Annotated in this window: 18 protein-coding genes and 1 tRNA gene; 7 read left to right on the forward strand and 12 right to left on the reverse strand. The window is 39.5% G+C overall.

All coding sequences use genetic code 11. The features are described 5' to 3' along the window. Positions 1–291: 291 nt before the first annotated feature. Together QFX38_00175 and ilvE are read right to left on the reverse strand one after the other, a co-directional pair. On the reverse strand, positions 292–1,134 hold the full coding sequence (locus QFX38_00175; GenBank protein MDI9623297.1) for an undecaprenyl-diphosphate phosphatase: 843 nt from the start codon (positions 1,132–1,134) through the stop codon (positions 292–294). Between the two features lie 37 nt (positions 1,135–1,171). Then, positions 1,172–2,092, reverse strand: a complete 921-nt coding sequence (gene ilvE / locus QFX38_00180) for a branched-chain-amino-acid transaminase (GenBank protein ID MDI9623298.1) — start codon at positions 2,090–2,092, stop codon at positions 1,172–1,174. 132 nt (positions 2,093–2,224) lie between these two features. Here ilvE and QFX38_00185 point away from each other — a divergent pair. Together QFX38_00185 and QFX38_00190 are read left to right on the forward strand one after the other, a co-directional pair. After that, positions 2,225–2,297 (forward strand) — tRNA-Val (locus QFX38_00185). 118 nt (positions 2,298–2,415) lie between these two features. Next, positions 2,416–3,060, forward strand: coding sequence for a DUF11 domain-containing protein (locus tag QFX38_00190; GenBank protein ID MDI9623299.1), 645 nt, complete (start codon positions 2,416–2,418; stop codon positions 3,058–3,060). A gap of 24 nt (positions 3,061–3,084) precedes the next feature. On the opposite strand, the gene QFX38_00195 is transcribed toward QFX38_00190, so the two are convergent. Beyond that, positions 3,085–3,819, reverse strand: coding sequence for a restriction endonuclease (locus QFX38_00195; GenBank protein ID MDI9623300.1), 735 nt, complete (start codon positions 3,817–3,819; stop codon positions 3,085–3,087). Between the two features lie 123 nt (positions 3,820–3,942). Between QFX38_00195 and surE the strand changes: the two genes are divergently transcribed. Further along, complete coding sequence (gene surE / locus QFX38_00200) at positions 3,943–4,716, forward strand: 5'/3'-nucleotidase SurE (protein MDI9623301.1); 774 nt, start codon at positions 3,943–3,945, stop codon at positions 4,714–4,716. 70 nt (positions 4,717–4,786) lie between these two features. Beyond that, entirely contained in the window at positions 4,787–4,978 is a 192-nt protein-coding gene (locus QFX38_00205; protein MDI9623302.1) for an LSM domain-containing protein, read from the forward strand. Here QFX38_00205 and QFX38_00210 read toward each other — a convergent pair. The 4 genes from QFX38_00210 to QFX38_00225 are packed head-to-tail and all read right to left on the reverse strand — an operon-like array spanning position 4,970 to position 9,206. Then, positions 4,970–5,968, reverse strand: coding sequence for a methanogenesis marker 12 protein (locus QFX38_00210; protein ID MDI9623303.1), 999 nt, complete (start codon positions 5,966–5,968; stop codon positions 4,970–4,972). The two genes, QFX38_00205 and QFX38_00210, sit on opposite strands and share 9 nt — an antisense overlap. 13 nt (positions 5,969–5,981) lie before the next feature. Then, the gene (gene ilvC, locus QFX38_00215) at positions 5,982–6,968 is read right to left on the reverse strand and encodes a ketol-acid reductoisomerase (protein ID MDI9623304.1); all 987 of its coding nucleotides are present in this window, start codon (positions 6,966–6,968) and stop codon (positions 5,982–5,984) included. 19 nt (positions 6,969–6,987) lie between these two features. Continuing rightward, a complete protein-coding gene (gene ilvN, locus QFX38_00220; GenBank protein MDI9623305.1) occupies positions 6,988–7,485 on the reverse strand; it encodes an acetolactate synthase small subunit in 498 nt (165 codons plus the stop codon). Further along, a complete protein-coding gene (locus tag QFX38_00225) occupies positions 7,485–9,206 on the reverse strand; it encodes an acetolactate synthase large subunit (GenBank protein ID MDI9623306.1) in 1,722 nt (573 codons plus the stop codon). Before QFX38_00225 ends, ilvN begins: the two co-directional genes overlap by 1 nt. A 127-nt stretch (positions 9,207–9,333) precedes the next feature. On the opposite strand from QFX38_00225, the gene purD reads away from it, so the two are divergent. Both purD and argF read left to right on the forward strand, forming a co-directional pair. Then, positions 9,334–10,647 carry a phosphoribosylamine--glycine ligase gene (purD, locus tag QFX38_00230; protein ID MDI9623307.1) on the forward strand — a complete coding sequence of 438 codons (1,314 nt, stop codon included), beginning with the start codon at positions 9,334–9,336 and terminating at the stop codon, positions 10,645–10,647. 15 nt (positions 10,648–10,662) lie between these two features. Beyond that, on the forward strand, positions 10,663–11,562 hold the full coding sequence (gene argF, locus QFX38_00235) for an ornithine carbamoyltransferase (protein MDI9623308.1): 900 nt from the start codon (positions 10,663–10,665) through the stop codon (positions 11,560–11,562). Between the two features lie 6 nt (positions 11,563–11,568). Here argF and argS read toward each other — a convergent pair whose 3' ends face one another. From argS to ilvD, 3 genes are read right to left on the reverse strand one after another with little or no spacing between them, the layout of a single operon-like run. Beyond that, positions 11,569–13,251: an arginine--tRNA ligase gene (argS, locus tag QFX38_00240; GenBank protein ID MDI9623309.1), complete on the reverse strand. Its 1,683-nt coding sequence runs from the start codon at positions 13,249–13,251 to the stop codon at positions 11,569–11,571. Between the two features lie 17 nt (positions 13,252–13,268). Next, complete coding sequence (locus tag QFX38_00245) at positions 13,269–13,691, reverse strand: signal peptidase I (protein ID MDI9623310.1); 423 nt, start codon at positions 13,689–13,691, stop codon at positions 13,269–13,271. A 16-nt stretch (positions 13,692–13,707) separates the two neighbouring features. Next, positions 13,708–15,360, reverse strand: a complete 1,653-nt coding sequence (gene ilvD / locus QFX38_00250; protein ID MDI9623311.1) for a dihydroxy-acid dehydratase — start codon at positions 15,358–15,360, stop codon at positions 13,708–13,710. A gap of 80 nt (positions 15,361–15,440) precedes the next feature. Between ilvD and QFX38_00255 the strand changes: the two genes are divergently transcribed. Further along, on the forward strand, positions 15,441–16,685 hold the full coding sequence (locus tag QFX38_00255) for an MgtC/SapB family protein (GenBank protein MDI9623312.1): 1,245 nt from the start codon (positions 15,441–15,443) through the stop codon (positions 16,683–16,685). 6 nt (positions 16,686–16,691) lie between these two features. Here QFX38_00255 and QFX38_00260 read toward each other — a convergent pair whose 3' ends face one another. Both QFX38_00260 and hcp read right to left on the reverse strand, forming a co-directional pair. After that, entirely contained in the window at positions 16,692–17,012 is a 321-nt protein-coding gene (locus QFX38_00260) for a cupin domain-containing protein (GenBank protein MDI9623313.1), read from the reverse strand. A 5-nt stretch (positions 17,013–17,017) separates the two neighbouring features. After that, a complete protein-coding gene (gene hcp, locus QFX38_00265) occupies positions 17,018–18,496 on the reverse strand; it encodes a hydroxylamine reductase (protein MDI9623314.1) in 1,479 nt (492 codons plus the stop codon). Positions 18,497–18,653 lie beyond the last annotated feature (157 nt).

The raw sequence follows: 18,653 nt of genomic DNA on the forward strand, positions 1-18,653 counted from the left end.
ATATATCTCGGATTACTTCATTTGCATTTAGAGATTTTAGGGGCTCTACTTTCAGTAAATGCCTTCTTAACCTTTTACACGTCCTTGTATCGTTCAATGAAGGCTCATTCAGCTAGTATTTTCATCAAAGAGCTTAAGAGAAAATTTTTACCACTATTGTTTAGGATATTAATCATATTTTTGTTCGCAGCATTTATGGAAGTGTTCTGGAGCACTTGGTGGGTTTATATTTGGACTCATAAATATATTCCATGGCACCAATTTTATTTTGAAGTTTACAATGTTAAAATTTTATAAGAGGCTTATAAGAAGTGTTAAACCTCCTATTATCCAACAATAACAGGAGAACAAAACAAGATTTTTCGTTCTTATAAACTTCAAGAAATATTTAATAGCCAAATAACCGGAAACTGCGGCTGCGATAAATCCTAATGTGAAACTCTGGGTTTCAAAATGGAATCCTCCCACTATATCCTTTAATTGGACTAATAAGGCCCCAAATATTGCAGGTATAGACAATAAAAAACTGTACCTTGCCATGAACTCCCTTTCAAGTCCAAGCGATAAACCAGTTGCTACAGTCGCTCCTGAACGGGATATACCAGGCATTATAGCGCAACCTTGGGCAAAACCGATCAAAAGAACATCAACCAAGTTCATATTATCAAAGAGTCTTTTCCTCGGAAATCGCCTATATAGTATCTCAGAACCCCATAATATGAAACCTGTGACGATAAGTAATGATCCGACTGCAAACAAATTATTGAAAAGGCCCTCGAAAAAATCCTTGAAAAAAACACCCATTAAACCTGCGGGGATGCTCCCAATTATTATAAACCAGGACAATCTTTTGATAGGCTCATTTTTAATCCCTTCACTAAAAATCCCCTGCGGGATATCTCGGAGGCTCGAAAAAAAGCCTTTAAGAATATCCAACACTTCAACTCTGAAATATCCGATAACAGCAACAAGAGTAGCTATATGAAGAAGGGTGTCAAACGCAATATCTGAATAATTCACACCGATAAGATAGGGTACTATTACAAGATGGGCAGAACTACTTACGGGTAAAAACTCGGTAGCACCTTGAACTATCCCTAATATTATCGCTTGTATAATTTCCAATGAATCCACCTTCTATAATTTATGTAGTGGGGCCTACTATTAGATTTTATTCAATGTATGTTAACCATTCAAATCTGTCCTCCGTTTCTGCTCTTAGAATTTTGAAGAAATTTTCTTGGAGTTTTTCTGTTAGGGGGCCTCTTCTTCCATCTCCAATTTTGATACCATCAACTGATCTTATGGGGGTTATCTCAGCTGCTGTTCCTGTGAAGAACAGTTCATCTGCTAAATATAACATTTCACGTGGTATGCGCTCTTCTCTCACGTTGATATCCATTTCATTGGCTAATCTTATAACGGAATCCCTTGTTATTCCAGGTAATAGTGAAGAGGATACTGGTGGAGTGTATAATTCACCATCCTTTACTATGAAAATGTTTTCTCCACTGCCTTCACTTACCATCCCATTGTAGTCGAGCATTATACCCTCGTCATAACCGTGTTTTATAGCTTCCATCTTCACTAGTTGAGAGTTGAGATAATTTCCACCGGCTTTAGCCATGTTTGGGAGGGTGTTTGGTGCCATCCGCCTCCAAGTTGAAACTCCAACATCAACACCCTCTTCTAATGCTTCTTGTCCAAGGTAACTTCCCCATTCCCATGCTGCGATCACAACCTCTACTGGACAATTGAGGGGGTTCACACCAAGCTCTTTATACCCTCGGAAAACAATAGGCCTTATATAACATTCCTTGAGATTGTTAACCTTGACAGTTTCAATTACAGCTTCACATATTTCTTCTTCGGTATAGGGGATATCAATCATATATATTTTGGCTGAATCAAACAGTCTCTTGACATGGTCTTCCAAGCGGAAAATTGCAGATCCTTTTCTGTTCTTATAGCATCTAATCCCTTCAAATACGCTGGATCCATAGTGTACTACATGTGAGAGTACGTGTATTTTTGCTTTGTCCCACTCTATAAATTGATTGTTAAACCATATCTTCCCTTTATTGGACAACATAAGGATAACCTCGGTTTATTATTTTTAAGTATTATCTACTTGTATATAAGCTATAAATCAGGTGTATTATATCAATGGTATATTGTCGGGGGAAACTTTATATAGCTTAGATTATAGTATTTTTTAATACGAGGGCCGGTGGTCTAGGGGTTAGGATACCTCGCTTACAACGAGGTGGTCGCGAGTTCGAATCTCGCCCGGCCCATTTTTAGCCAATTTTTTAAGATAAAAAGATTAATATAGTATGTTAACATAAAAAAGGTAGTAGGCATGGTTAAAAGAATTTCCTTTTTTTCTGTGCACTAAAATAAGGGGGGTGAATGATGAGGAGATTTGCAGTGGTACTTGCATTGGTAGTGGTAGTTTCTATACTGGGTGTTGGAGTGGTTACAGCACAACAGGAAGATAATGTTCAAGTAGAAAAAGAGGCCGATCTTGCGGTTAATGTTACTTTGGCTGATTCTGAGGGCAATCCTATAAATGAGGCTGATGTTGGTGACGAGGTTGTAGGTGTTGTTCAAGCGGCAAACAATGGACCCGATAACGCGACTGGTGTTATTGTTAGCTTATGGCAGCAAGGTTTTGGAAAACCTGAAGTGGAGAATATTGTCAATTGGTGGTCTGTTTCATGGGACGGTGTCAATTGGGTGAATTCTGATCCTTCCTTTGATCCAAAAGATGGCGTATGGTATATTGGTAACATGTCAGCTGGGGATGTTTACACGCTCTTGATAGGGTTCACAGCAAAAGAAGCCGGACCCGGCGTCCTTGGAGCGATGATAGAAGGCGAACAATACGATCCAGATTATTCAAATAATCAAGATGAATACATCATCGATATCGTGGAATCTGTTACCCCAGTTTCTGCTGGGGAAGTTCCCATGCAACCTACAGGCGCTCCATTAACACTTGCGATATTATCAATTCTAATGACAATAGCCGGCTTCACAATACCCAAAATAAAATAAAAAACACCCTTTTTTATTATTTTTTTAGATGAGTATTATGATTATGAGTATTAGGAGTGATATGAAGAATACTACTGTTCCCCTGAGTAATATGAAAATTTTTTCTTTTTCTCCTAGGGGCGTGATACCATATGACAAAATGAATGAGAAGAATATTTTTAGAATCCCAAGGATCCTATCATCTAATTTAATGAGAGTGTCTATGACCTGTGTGAGTCCAATTGAAATTCCAACCACTAATAATACTAGGAAAAATAGGTTTTGGAATAATATTCTAAATTTTTTGAAAATAGGGGTTTTATGTTCTTTCCTGGATAATAAACTCCTCCTTGAGCTGTAAGCGGATTCTTTAGGCGTGTAAGATTCTATTTCATCACTAAATTCTTCTTCTGGTGCTTGCCATCTCTTTGAAAATTTTTCTGCTAATGATATTATGCCAGCCCTGTCTATAAGTTTAATATTTTTCCTCGCAGCATAATTGAGTGCCTGTTTCGTATAATCTGATGTGGTTACAATAACTATTTTAGAAGCTTTAAGATTTTTTGCAACCATCTCCATTTCTTTTAGAACATCTAATCCTACCTTCCATTTTTTATCATAATTTTTACAAGATACAACCACACTTATATCTCCAATAGCGGTGGGAATGATCCCATAAATGTCCACAACATATTTTGAGGTTTTGAAATTCTTATAAACCTTGAAACCAGATTCCTCCATGATCTTGGCCATGAAATTTACTAGCTTCTCTTTCTTCAAATTATTCCACCTGAAAATTGATTTCCATTCTCATTTATATATGCTAATTATTAAAAATGTTGCCATAAGGAGGTGGATATGTTTATTGGTCATGGATAAAACATTGTAATTTGAGGACTTAAAATGAAGATCTTGATAACAAATGACGATGGAGTGAATTCCTCAGGTATAATAGCTGCAAAGGATGCCGTGAAAAGCCTTGGAGAATGTATAATAGTGGCCCCTGCAACCCAGCAGAGTGGGATAGGACATGCTTTAACACTTTTTGAGCCTATCAGGGTTAATGATGTCACATTAAGGGATGGTACCATGGCCTATTCTGTTTCTGGGACGCCAACTGATGCTGTTATCATTGGCATTTTTGAATTGGCAGAGGAAAAACCAGATCTTGTAATATCTGGGATAAATATGGGTGAAAACCTTGGGAAATCAGAGTTGACAACATCCGGGACTATTGGAGCCGCCATGGAAGCTGCTGTGCATGGAGTGCCGGCGCTTGCTGTTTCGTTGCAAGTGAAAAGGGGTGATATCAAATTCCATGATGGACATGTTGACATCGATTTTTCCACTGCTAAAAAAATAACCTATAGGATAGCTAAAAATATCCTAGAGAAGGGCTTGCCTGAAGGTGTTGACTTCTTAAACCTTAATATACCCTTGCACATGAAAAGGGAAGAAATTAAGATCACAAGATTGGGTGACAGAATGTATAATGTGCATGTGCAAAAGAGGCTCGACCCTCGTGGCAGACCATATTATTGGATTGATGGAGAGCCAGCAGGCCATGATATCCCGGGGACGGATGTTTATACGCTTAAAAAGGAGAATGTAGCGACCTTAACGCCTTTATCCCTTGATTGCACATCTGATCTTAAATCAATGGAAGGATGGCTTTAAACTATTGACTTTTGATGGTTTTCCAAATCATTTATAAAATTTCATAGGTATAAAAATATAGGGGTATTATATGGTTGATAAGATTAACAGGCAATTTTTAAGGTTTAAGGACAAGAGGGTGCTTGTCACTTTAAAAGATAATAATGAACATGAGGGTAGGATTATATCCATTGATAATTATCTTAACACTGTCCTTGAGACAGATAATGGGATTCGGTTTATAAGGGGTACCAAGATAGCCTTTATATCACTTTTAGGGTAGGCTTTCTACTTCAATTCCGAGGATTTCTTTTTTCCCATGGTAGATGTCCCTGGCTATTTGGGCGCTGCCTAATGAGCCTGAAGTGGGCGGTAATCTACGAACTTCCATTGGACAGTCTAATTGTCTTTTGAGGATATTATAAAAGTTTATGGGCTCTTTCATAGCCCCCATGGATCCTGTGAGTATTATACCATCTAGTTTATCTGCTATGCTTATAAGTCCCCATATTTCCATTTTTATAGTCATTACCATTGTATCGATAGCTAATCTTGCTTTATAGTCGCCTTCAAGATATTTTTTTATGAGTTCATCTTTCGCCCTTGTGACTTTTGTATCTATACCTGCTATCTTCACGGCCCCGGCATGTGAAAAGCATTCGTTAGCGGTCTTATAACCATCATCGATTGTTCTAATCATTTCAAGGTCTAATGGTCCATGTATTATCCCCATTGCACCTATACACGCGTCCATGGCACCTTTTATAATACCGTCTTGGATTAGAATGGTTACTGTGTTGGAGCTTATATCTGAGACTATCAAGTTTTCCCAGCCGGTTTCTAGGTGGGCATTATAGGATATGCTGACCTTTTCAGCGCTTCCATGATGAGAATATGCTGCCTTAAAACGTTCATCTAGACAGGGAATGTTCCGATGCAACCCAGGGATCAGGACTGTTGGTATTCCTGATTTTTCTATCTCTGAATATACTGCTGTTCCACCCCCTGTGACTTTACCTGCACCACCAATGGAAATTATACCCCTATTTTCAACTTTTTCCAAAGGTTTGATTGTTGTTATAGCGTCCCCCATGGCATAAGTTATCGCCATGAGTTTGATTTCTGCGGGATCTATTCTCTTGGAGAGCTCTTCTATTGCAGAGACTTCACCCTTTGATAGTTCTTCACGTCCTAGTTTGAAATGTTGGACTTCCTTCGATAAAATAGTGAAGGATATACCCGTGGTGCCATGATCCATTCCAACAAATGCCAATGTTTTTTCCACCTTATTTTTCTAGGCCACAAAGTTTTCGCAATTTGGATCCTACTTTTTCTATTTTTAATTCTGCTTCAAGTTTTCGCATTCTTTTCAGCATCGGTCTGCCGGCTTTGTTTTCTAGTGTCCATTCTTTTGCGAATTCGCCTTTTTGAATCTCTTCTAGTACTTTTTCCATTTCTTTTTTTGTTTCTGGGGTGATTATCCTTGAACGTCTTGTGAGACCTCCGAATTCTGCGGTGTTGCTGACGTTTTTCCACATTCCAGTGAATCCTTTTTCGTAGATAAGGTCTACTATTAATTTTAGTTCGTGGCATGTTTCGAAATATGCGAGTTCTGGTTGGTAACCGGCCTCTACCAAAGTTTCGAAGGCTGTTTTTATAAGTTCTGTGACACCACCACAAAGGACAGTTTGTTCACCGAAAAGGTCAGTTTCGGTTTCTTCCTTGAATGTTGTTTCTAGTATTCCTGCTCTCGCAAATCCACAAGCTTTACCCATTGCAAGGGCTATGTCAAGGGCTTCTCCTGTTGCATCGACTTCAACTGCCACTAGTCCTGGTATTCCGAATCCTTCGAGGTATGTTCTTCTTACCATGGCTCCAGGACCCTTTGGTGCTATCATTGTAACGTTAACTCCCTTAGGGGCCTTTATGTACCCGTAGTGGATGTTATATCCATGTGAAAATGATATGGTGTTTCCCTCTGTAAGATATGGTTCTATGGACTGTTCATAGACTGTTGCCTGTATTTCATCAGGTATGAGAATATGTATGATATCGGCTTCCCTTGAGGCATCTTCTATTGTCATAACATTCATACCATCTTCCTTAGCCATGTTCCATGAATTTCCCCCGCTCCTTACACCTACTATCACGTTTAATCCGCTGTCGGCCATGTTTCTTGCCTGTGCTCTTCCTTGGCTACCATATCCTATAACTGCTATTTTTTTATCGGCTATAACATCCATATTTATGTCATCTTCATAATAGATTTTCATATTTTAGTCCTCCTCTAATTTATATTGTCTTGGGGCCTCGGGACATTGCTGTTGGGCCTGTTCTAGCCAACTCTTTTATGCCGAAGCCTGTCATGAGTTCTATGAATGCATCTATTTTGTTGGTGTCCCCTGTAATTTCTACTGTTAAAGTTTCTGTGCTCACATCAATTATCCTTCCGCGAAAGATGTTTGCATATTGTATTATTTCTGATCTTGCTCTTTCTTCGGGGGCGTGGACTTTTATCAAGCAAAGTTCTCTTTGGACTATGTTCGTGGGTTCGAGATCCCTTACCTTAATTACGTCGATTAGTTTGTTTAATTGTTTTGTTAATTGTTCGAGGAGTTTGTCATCACCTTTTGCTATAATTGTCATGCGGGCGAGTCCTGGAGTTTCGGATTCTCCCACAGTTATGCTTTCGATGTTGAAACCTCTCCTTGTGAATAACCCTGATACCCTCTGTAATACTCCTGGTTTGTGTTGGACAATAGTGCTGATTATATGGGTTTTAAGTTCCATTATTCCCCCTCCACTTTCTCTTTTTTGATGGTCTTTGTTTCTACTTTATATTCACCTACTATTTCTGTAAGCCCACGGCCTGGGGGTACCATTGGGAGTATCTCCATAGGATCTATCACGATATCGATGATGGTGGGGCCCCCGGATTTTATAGCATTTTTTAGGGCTTCTTTAACTTCTCCGGGTTTTTCCACTTTTTCTGCGTCTATGTTGTAAGCTTCTGCTAATTTGACAAAATCTGGCACTTCACCTAGGTGTGTGTGTGACATTCTCTCATCATAGAATAGTCTTTGCCATTGTGCCACCATTCCAAGGCGTCTGTTATCCATGATACAAATTGTAATAGGTATATCATATTCTCTAAGGGTTGCGAGGTCTTGTGATACCATTAGGAATCCGCCATCGCCGCATACTGCTACTACGTCTTCTTCTGGTAAGGCCATTTTCGCCCCCATCGCGGCTGGAAATCCGAAACCCATTGTCCCAAGGCCGCCTGATGATATGAATTTTCGAGGCTTTTTTGAAGTGTAGAAGTGGGCCATCCACATTTGGTTTTGTCCAACATCTGTTGTTACTATCGTATCATCGTCTATGGTTTCCATTATCTCTTTTATGGCCTGTTGAGGTTTTAGTGGGATTTCTTTATCAAATGACATTCTTGGCATGCATTTGTTTCGGAATTTTATTGTTTTTTCGATCCATTCTTTCTTTTCAGAATTTATATCTTTTTTTTCTAATATTTTTAGGATGTCCTGGAGGACTTTTTTGGCGTCGCCAACGATTGGTATATCTACTTCTATGTTTTTACCTATTTCTGCTGGGTCTATGTCGATGTGTATTATTTTGGCGTTTGGTGCGAATTCTGCTATGTTTCCGGTTGTTCGATCTGAGAATCTGCATCCTATTGCTATCAGGCAGTCGCATTCGTTCACTGTTAGGTTTGCGACTTTTCGGCCATGCATGCCTAACATGCCAAGCGAGTATGGATGGTCTTCCGGGAATGAACCTTTCCCTAGGAGTGTTGTCGTTACCGGGGCCCTTATGATCTTAGCTAACTTTCTGAGTTCTTTTGAAGCGCCAGATATTATGACACCACCACCGGCTAATATAACAGGTTTTTTAGCGTTTATGATGGCATTTACGGCCCTTTTTATTTGTAGTGGGTGGCCTTTTAATGTGGGTTTGTATCCTGGTAATTTGAATGGTCTGTTTATGTATTCATCTAATTCAGCTTCTTGTATATCCTTCGGAAGGTCTATTACAACTGGTCCTGGTCTTCCTGTTCTTGCTATTTTAAAACTTGATTTTATTATGCGGGGTATGTCGTTTGGGTTGTTTGGTCTGAAGCTGTGCTTTGTGATGGGCATTGTTATGCCAAGCATGTCCACCTCTTGGAATGCATCGTTGCCGATAAGTTGGGTTGCAACTTGTCCTGCTATTGCTATTATTGGTGATGAGTCCATGTAGGCTGTTGCGATACCTGTTACGAGGTTTGTTGCCCCTGGACCTGATGTGGCCATGCATACACCTACTTTACCCGAAGCTCTAGCATATCCATCTGCTGCATGGGCTGCACATTGTTCATGTCTTACAAGGATGTGTTTGAGTTCTGAATCATATAGTACATCATATAATGGGAGCACTGCTCCTCCGGGGTATCCGAATACTGTTTCTACTCCTTCATCTAGAAGTGCCTGGACTATTGCTTGTCCTCCATTCATAGGAACACCTTTGTAGTACACCATCTTTTTATCATTATTGTTAATGATATATGCTTTATACTCTTGCAACTTTATATAAATAACTAAAAAATAAATTAATTTTATTGTCTAAAGGGAGGATCAACCCATGAAGATCTTGGTAGTGGGTACAGGAGCGCGAGAACATGCCATATGCAAATCACTAGAAGGCGAAGCTGAAATTTATTCTTTCATGAGCAACAAAAATCCTGGTATAGCACGTATCGTGAAAGATTTCAAATTAGGTGATGAAACAGACACTGAAAAGGTTAAAAATTTCGCGATCGAAAAAGATATCGACATAGCATTCATCGGACCGGAATCCCCACTAGAAAAGGGCATAGTAGATAAGCTACTCGCCGCCGACATTGAAACAGTAGGCCCCACAGCCGAGGCCGCCAAGATAGAGACAGACAAAGCCTTTATGAGAATACTCTTCGAAAAATACAAAATACCAGGTTCACTCCAATACAATGTATTTGATGATTACCAAGAGGTTAGCCAATTCTTGGACGAGTTCGAAGGCGAGGCAGTGGTAAAACCAGTTGGACTCACAGGGGGCAAAGGTGTTAAGATCGTGGGAGAACACCTAAAAGACAATGAAGAAGCGAAAAAATATGCTAAAAAAGTAATACAAGAAAAAATCGGAGGCCATCCGAGGGTTGTTATCGAAGAAAAGGTCACTGGCGAAGAATTCACTCTGCAAGCATTCTCTGACGGTAAAAAATTAGTCCCCATGCCCGCAGTCCAAGATCATCCACATGCATTCGAAGGCGATAAAGGACCAATAACAGGAGGCATGGGATCCTACTCAGATAAAAACGGACTACTACCATTTCTAGAAAAAAAAGAATATGATGAAGCAGTTAAAATAATGGAAAAGACCATAGATGCATTAGATAAGGAAACAGGCCCATACAAGGGTATACTATATGGACAGTTTATGTTAACCCGTGATGGACCACGTATTATAGAATACAACGCCCGATTCGGAGACCCGGAAGCCATGAACGTTCTACCATTACTCGAAACCAACATGGTCGACATATGCGAAGACATAATCAACACCAGATTAAAAAGTGCTAAATTCAAAAAATTAGCAACAGTCTGCAAATATATAGTGCCTAGAGGATACCCTGACAAGGGAGAAGCTGGAAAACTATTGAAAATAGATGAAAAAATGATAAAAAGTGAAGGTGCTGACATTTATTATGCTTCAGTGAATGAAAAGGATGGTAGGATATACACAACATCATCGAGGGCCGTGGCATTAGTGGCACTAGCAGAAGATATTTACACAGCAGAACAGATATGTGAAAACGCCACAAAATTCATCAAAGGAGACGTATATCACCGAAGGGATATCGGAACAAGAGAACTCATCCAAAAAAGGATCAAACACATCAAACAGATAAAAAAATAGAAATGGAGAAGAAAAATGAGACACCTAATATCAGTATGTGACATGAAAGACAAAGTAGAATACCTACTAGACCTTGCAGATAAATTCAAAAAGGGCCTAATAAAAGGAAAACCATTAAAAGACAAATACATGGCCATGGTGTTCGAGAAAGCTTCAACGAGGACAAGAGTATCATTTGAAGTTGGAATGAGCCAATTGGGGGGAACACCACTCTATTTGTCGGCCCAAGACTTGCAACTAGGAAGGGGCGAACCAATAGCAGATACAGCCAGAACTCTAAGTAGATATGTTGATGCCATAATGATAAGGGCATTCAGGCACAAAGATGTTATAGAATTAGCAGAGAACGCATCAGTACCAGTGATTAATGGTTTAACGGATCTCGAGCATCCATGCCAAACACTCGCAGACATGCAGACCATCAAAGAATATAAAGGGGATTTCAATCGCAAATTAGCATTTATAGGTGATGGTAACAACGTTTGCAATTCCTTAATTTTGATATCAGCAATTCTAGGAATGGACATCCATGTTGCATCACCAAAAGGCTACGAACCAAATAAAGGGATAATAAAAAAAGCTGAAGAAATTGCACAAGGCCAATCCATGATAAAAATAACCAATGACCCATACGAGGCCGTGAAAGAAGCTGATGTTGTCTATACTGATGTATGGGTTAGTATGGGACATGAAAATGAGATACAAGAACGGTTAAAGGCATTTAGACCATACCAGGTGAACAAGGATTTAATGGATCATGCAAAGGCCGATGCTATATTCATGCACTGTTTGCCTGCAAAAAGGGGTCAGGAGACGACAAGTGACGTGATTGATGGTCCGAATTCAGTAGTATGGGATCAAGCAGAGAATAGGCTCCATGCTCAGAAGGCTATCATGTATTGGCTGATAAGATGAGAGTAGTCACATCATAGTAGGGGCTTCTATTCCGAGGAGTTTGAGCCCGTTTTTGATGGTTTTTCTGACTCTATCAACTATAATTAGACGCGCTCCTTCAAATTCTGAACCGATTACTGGTGAAAACTTGTAGAATTTGTTAAATGCATTTGCAAGGTCTTGCAAGTATTGGGCTATTAAATGAACTCGTCTAGTTTCTGCGGATTCATCAACAACCCTTGGGAATTTAGCTAACAATCTTATAACCTCCTTTTCCGTTTCATCAGGGGACCATTCTCTTTCTATTTTAACATCATTATTGAATAAAGCTTTTTTGAGCAATTTACATGCTCTTGCATGGGCATATTGGATTGATGCACAACCCATTTCAAAATTTAATGCCTCATCCCATTTGAAGACAAGATGTTTCTCTGGGGATAATCTTGCGATATAATATCTTATGGCCCCTACACCTATCTTATCAGCGATATCCTCAATTTCAACTATTTTTAGATCCTTCCTTCTCTTTTTTATCTCTTTGACAGCCCGGGACCTGGCTTCATCCAAAAGATCATCTACTGATACGAAAACACCTTTACGGGTGGACATTGAACCTTCTGGGAGTGTTATGAATTCGTAGAATATGACTTCTGGTCTTTTACCGCCGAGTAATTCCATAGTCGCCTCTATTTGTCTAACAGCTAACTTATGGTCGGATCCGAGGACGTCAATAACTATGTCGCAGTTATCTGACTTGTACAAGTGGTATGCGAGGTCTCGGGTAGAGTAAAGTGAGGTACCATCTGAGCGGGTTAATATAAGCTCTTTATCAATGCCGAAATCTTCCAAGTCGAGATATAGCACATCATCTTCTCGGATGTAATGGGTCTTTTTCAGTTTCTCAAGAACATTTTTGACTGATCCATCCCTTACAAATTTGCTTTCCCAGATAAATTTGTCATGTTTAATATGGAGTTCTTTGAGGGTCTCTTTTATACCCTTTAGGCACTTTTCAACAACCTCTTGGAACATGTTTTCTAGTTCTCCATTCTCATAAGATCTTATGAGCTTATCAATTTCATCCTTTAATTTTGGATTTTTTTCAAGGTACTGGTTGACTTCAAAATATAATCTGCCGATTTTATGATCCCATTTGTCTCCGGGATAATCCTTTAATTTTTTTTGGAGGTTAAGAAGGCCCCATACTATCATGGCTATTTGTCTACCCATATCATTCACGTAATAATGGGTTTCAACATTATAACCTGCAAATTTAAGTATCCTTGCAAGAGAATCGCCTATAATGGCATTTCTTACATGTCCGATATGTAGGGGCCCGTTGGGATTAGCAGAGGTGTGTTCTAAAATGACTTTTTCACTTTTCTTGGATAATCTACCGTAATCTTCATCTATGGAATCTAACAGTTCCCTTGAAAAACTCTGATAATCTATAAAAAAGTTTATATACGGACCCTTTGCTTCTACTTTTTTAAAGAATTTGGGTAACTTCACCATCTCTATTATAGTTTTGCTGATTTCAACAGGATTCTTTTTTAATTTACTTGCAATTTCGAAAGATATTGTTGTCGCGAGATCCCCCAGTTCTGGACTGGGGGGTTCTTCAAATTTTATATCAACTATGGGATAATTGAGAGCTGAAAGGGCTTTTTTTAGCGATTTTCTTGCTAGATCTTCCACCGTTTTTATCATTGCTTCACCACTGCCTTCTATAATCCTTTTATCCACAGGGTTATGTATCCTATCTTAGGTATTATAAGAAGGTGATTGTCTATTTTGATTACACGGGCTGTTACCTGTGATGGTCTTACTTTTTCAGGGTCTGGAACAGGATTGTTATCACCCTTAGTTATATAATATACTCCATTCTCATCCTCCTTTATATCTATAATCCTGTGTATAACCGGCTCGGGGAACCAATTAGCATTATATATTATGATATCACCCTTTTTAACATCCAGAGGATTGAATTCTTGGATTCCGAGAAAGTCGCTTTTTTGGACTATAACAATGTCTCCACGATAAAATACAGGCTCCATGCTACCTGAAACAACCACGTTCATATGCTGTGAAAGTATCACTGCCACCAATAATATTACAATGTATGTTAATAGCTCTAGATGATCTTTCAATTTTTCACACTCCTCCTTAACCTCTTAATATAGCTCCTTTATCAGCTGAGGTTGCAAGTTTCTGGTATCTCCTAAGCCACCCTTTAACCTTACGGGTTGGTGGTTCGACTTGGGCAAGTCTTTTTTCTATTTCATCATTTGAAAGTTTAACATCTAGCCTTCTTTTGGGAATGTTTATCTCTATTATATCCCCATCCTTTAGGGCGGCGATTGGACCGCCTTCAGCAGCCTCTGGTGATATATGTCCTATGCACGGTCCTCTGGTGCCTCCTGAAAATCTTCCATCTGTTATGAGGGCCACTTTTTCAAGACCCATCCCTACTATGGCTGAGGTTGGATTGAGCATCTCTCTCATACCAGGACCGCCTTTAGGCCCCTCATATCTTATAACTATAACGCATCCTTCTTCTATTTCACCATCAAAAATTGCCTCGACGCATTCTTCTTCACTGTCAAATACTTTCGCAGTTCCACTATAAGTTAACATATCATCTTTGACAGCTGCTTGTTTAACCACCGACCCCCTAGGGGCTAGATTACCCTTAAGGACAGCTATACCACCCTGTCTGTGGATGGGATCATCTAATGGCCTGATAATATTCGGATCTTTCACCTTTGCATTTTTTATATTTTCTTTCAAAGTTTTACCAGTGCATGTAATCACATTTAAGTTTATCCTCTCTTCTAAGACTTTCAGCACGGCCGGTATGCCTCCAGCTCTTTCAAGGTCTATCATATGATTTTCACTTGCAGGGGATATTGCAGCTATATGAGGTATTTTCTTGCTTAATTCATCGAATAGATCCAAGTTTACATCAACATTATCAAGTTCGGCTGCGATTGCGGGCAGATGAAGTGTAGTATTTGTTGAACCTCCAAGCGCAACATCCACAGCAATTGCATTTTCAAAGGCCTCTTGGGTCATTATATCTGCTGGGCGAAGATCCTCCTTCACCATTTCAACAATCCTGGCACCTGAAAGGCGTGCAATCTGTAATTTTTTGGACTCTACTGCATGGGCTGTGGCACAGCCAGGAAGGCTCATGCCGATGGCCTCGGTAAGACAAGCCATACTATTTGCAGTGAATAGACCAGCACATGATCCAGGCCCCGGACAAGCACACTTCTCCAACTCTTCAAGGTCCTTGGGATTTATTCTACCCTCTTTAAGGGCGCCCACACTCTCATATACGTTTATAAGGTCGACATTCTTTCCTTGACATTCTCCTGGGAGCATGGGCCCTCCTGTAACAACTATGCTTGGAATGTTGAGTCTGGCTGCGGCCATTAACATACCAGGGACTATCTTGTCACAAGATGAAAGAAGTATTAGACCATCTAGGCAGTGTGCCTGGATCATGCTTTCAACGGTATCTGCTATTATCTCTCTTGAGGCGAGGGAATAGCGCATTCCTTCGTGGTTCATTGCTATACCATCACATATTGCCATGGTATGGAACTCAAATGGTATGCCACCTGCTTGGTTCACACCTGCTTTTACAGCTTCTGCTAAACTTTTAAGGTGGAGGTGTCCTGGCACTATGTTAGTGTAACTGTTCGCTATCCCAATGAAAGGTTTTTTGAAATCTTCATCTGTTAATCCGCAAGCCCTTAATAATGAACGGTGAGGGGCTCTTTCAAATCCTTTTTTAATCTCGTCACTTCTCATGAAAAACCCACCTGATGATAACAAATTATGGGATTATTATGGATTTATAGATATATAGGATGTTGAAGTTATATTATTGTATGGAGTCTTTGATTTTAAGGATCCTTATATCCCTTGGCATAGGCGCCCTTATTGGTATTGAGAGGGAAAGACGTAGAAAAAATTCTGAATTTGCAGGTATAAGGACTTTCATGTTAATGGCTCTTCTGGGGACATTATCAGTTTATGTTTCAGAAATTTTTTCATATTTTTTGCTTGTGGCATTCATAGGACTTGTTGCTCTTATAGTTGTGAGTTATATTATGAGTACGAAGGATGATGGTGATATTGGAATTACAAGTGAAGTTGCGGCGCTTTTGACATTCGTACTTGGCGCCATTTGTGCATGGGGTGATGGTTACAAGCTTGCACCTATAGTTGCGATTATCATAACAGTATTACTCGCCCTTAAAAAGTATTTACATTTATTCGCCAGGCGCATAAGTGAAAGGGAGATGATAGACACCCTAAAATTTCTAGTAGTTGCATTTGTGATACTACCATTACTTCCCAACACTTATATGGGTCCTTTTAATGTTTTTAATCCGTATCAGATATGGTTAATGGTTGTTTTTATTTCAGGTATAAGCTATGCAGGGTATATTGCCATGAAGATAATAGGCCCAGAGAAGGGTCTTAGTATTACAGGGATTATTGGGGGCTTGGTATCCAGCACGGCTGTTGTAACGGCTATGGCTGGACGCGTAAAAGAATCAGAGGGTGTCATGAAAGCTGCTGTGTTCGCATCTGTTGTTGCAAGTTCTATGATGTTTTTCAGGATATTATTCGAGGTCATGGTTATAAATCCGGGACTGTTAACATTCCTTTCATTACCACTTCTTACTATGGGTATTATCGGAATAGCCCTTGGTTTAGGTTTGCTTAGAACTCCAGATGAAAATGTGAAATCTGAGGTGAAATTGAAAAACCCATTCTCACTAAAACCGGCATTTATTTTTGGGGCCTTCTTTATGGTAATACTTTTCACGGCAAAGGCTGCTAATATCTACATAGGAAATGTGGGAGTCTATTTGGCAGGTTTGATATCAGGTGTTGCCGATGTTGACGCCATCACAGTAAGCATGGCCATTTTATCCAAGAATAATGTGATATCACCATATACTGCGATAACTACAATAACACTCGCAAGCATCTCCAATACCCTTGTAAAACTTGGAATAGCCTTGTTAGTTGGTACAAAAAGTTTTGGAAAAAGAATAGGGGTAATATTCGCTACTATGATACTTGCAGGGTTAATTATAATCCTCTTAGTTGGTCTTCGCTAATAGGGGCTATGATTTTATCATGGTGAGTACCATCTTGTATGGTTCCTTTGCATATAATGCGTGTGGTTCGTTGGCTGGCATGATAATCATTTCCCCAGCTTCTAGCACATGTTTTTTGCCACTTATTGTTATCTCGGCTTTGCCGTCGATGATCTGGACTATAGCATCAAATGGTGCTGTATGCTCACTTAGACCTTGTCCTTTGTCGAAGGCGAATACTGTAACTGTACCTGTATCACGTCTTATGATCTCACGACTTACCACTGCACCCTCTTGATAATCTACTAGCTCCTTCAATTTCAGAACTTTTCCTTTCAAATCCTCCAATTGTATCACCTTAACATTTCCTTCATGTCCTCTTCAGGACTGCTTATAAGTTTCAGATCATATTTTTCCACTAGGAATTTTATGATGTCATCGTTAGCCCAACCAGGGAGTATGGGACCTACATACATTCCTTTCATGTTTAGTGCGAATAAGCTCCAGAGTATGGCTGTTGCTTTTTGCTCCATCCAACTTAATACTATGCTAAGTGGTAGTTCATCTATTTCCATGTTGAATAATCTGCTGAGGGCTTCTACAATTTCTATTGCCACTATGGCATCGTTACATTGTCCAAGGTCTATAAGACGTGGTATTCCCTCTATATCCCCAAGGTTCATGTCATTAAAACGATATTTTCCACAAGCAAGTGTCAATATAATGGTATCATCTGGAAGTTTACTTACAAATTCTCTATAATATTTTGCTTTGGGGAGTGGGGAGTCGCATCCACCAACCAAGAAAAATCTTCTGATCTTACCATCCTCTACAAGCTCTTTTATTTTGTTAGATAATGATAGTATGGTTGAAGCGCCGAAACCAGTTGTAAATGTTTTCTTTTCCTCTTCTTCTTTTAGTGATGGTAATTCGAGGGCTTTATCGATTAATGGTGTGAAATCATAATCTTCGATGTACTCTACTCCTGGGAGTTTTGCAACGCCACATGTGAACATTCTGTCCTTATACTCGTCCTTTGGGAAGAGTACGCAATTTGATGTTCCAAGTATTGCAACTTGATATTTTGAAAATGTTTCTTTTTGATCAAACCATGGGCCGCCAAGTTGTCCTTTCAAATGTTCATATTTTTTCAAGCCAGGATAACCATGGGCTGGTAAAAGCTCGGAATGGGTGTAGATGTTTACACCTGTATTTCTGGTTTGTTTTAGTAATTCTTCGAGCGCTTTTAAACTGTGACCTGTTACTATGATTCCTGGCCCGGATGATGCTCCGACTTCTACTATTGTAGGTTTTGGTTCGCCATAATTGTCTATGTGAGCCCTTTTTAAGAGCTTCATTGTTTTTATGTTCATCTCTCCCGCTTCAAGTGCAAGTTTTATGAATTCTTCTGAGTCGAAATTGACATTTGTTAGAGTAGAATAGAATCCTCTTTCAAGAAATGCGTCTATTTCATTGTTAGTATATCCTAGTTCACGTGCATGGTAAAGATAGGCGGATATTCCTTTTATGACAAATAAGAGGTTGTCCTGTAGTCTTGCGACTGTTGGCTCTTTTCCACAAACTCCTCTTATTGTGCAAGCTTTCCCTTTTACTGTCTGGGAGCATTGGTAGCAGAACATTTGAATATCCCTTGCCTTTTGTGGGGGTCTTTCTTCCTTTAATGGCTCGAATTGATCTTTTCCAACTCCACAGATTGGACAAATCCAATCTTCTGGAAGATCCTCAAAAGGCGTTCCAGGTTTTATACCTTGGCTAGGATCGCCCTTCTCTGGATCATAGATATAGTCACATACTTTACAGCGATATTTCATAATCTGTCACCGTTATTTATTTCGGTGTGCAAACTATAAGTAATTTTGTCACTAAATTGGTACAAAGTGTGGTTGATGATGGCATGAATGTTGTAGAAGAAGCTATTGGAACAATTAGACCCCTACAATATGAATTAGTGGCTTATATGTTGTTTAG

Origin of the sequence: Methanothermobacter sp., assembly GCA_030055615.1 — an archaeon.
GTDB lineage: Archaea > Methanobacteriota > Methanobacteria > Methanobacteriales > DSM-23052 > Methanothermobacter_A.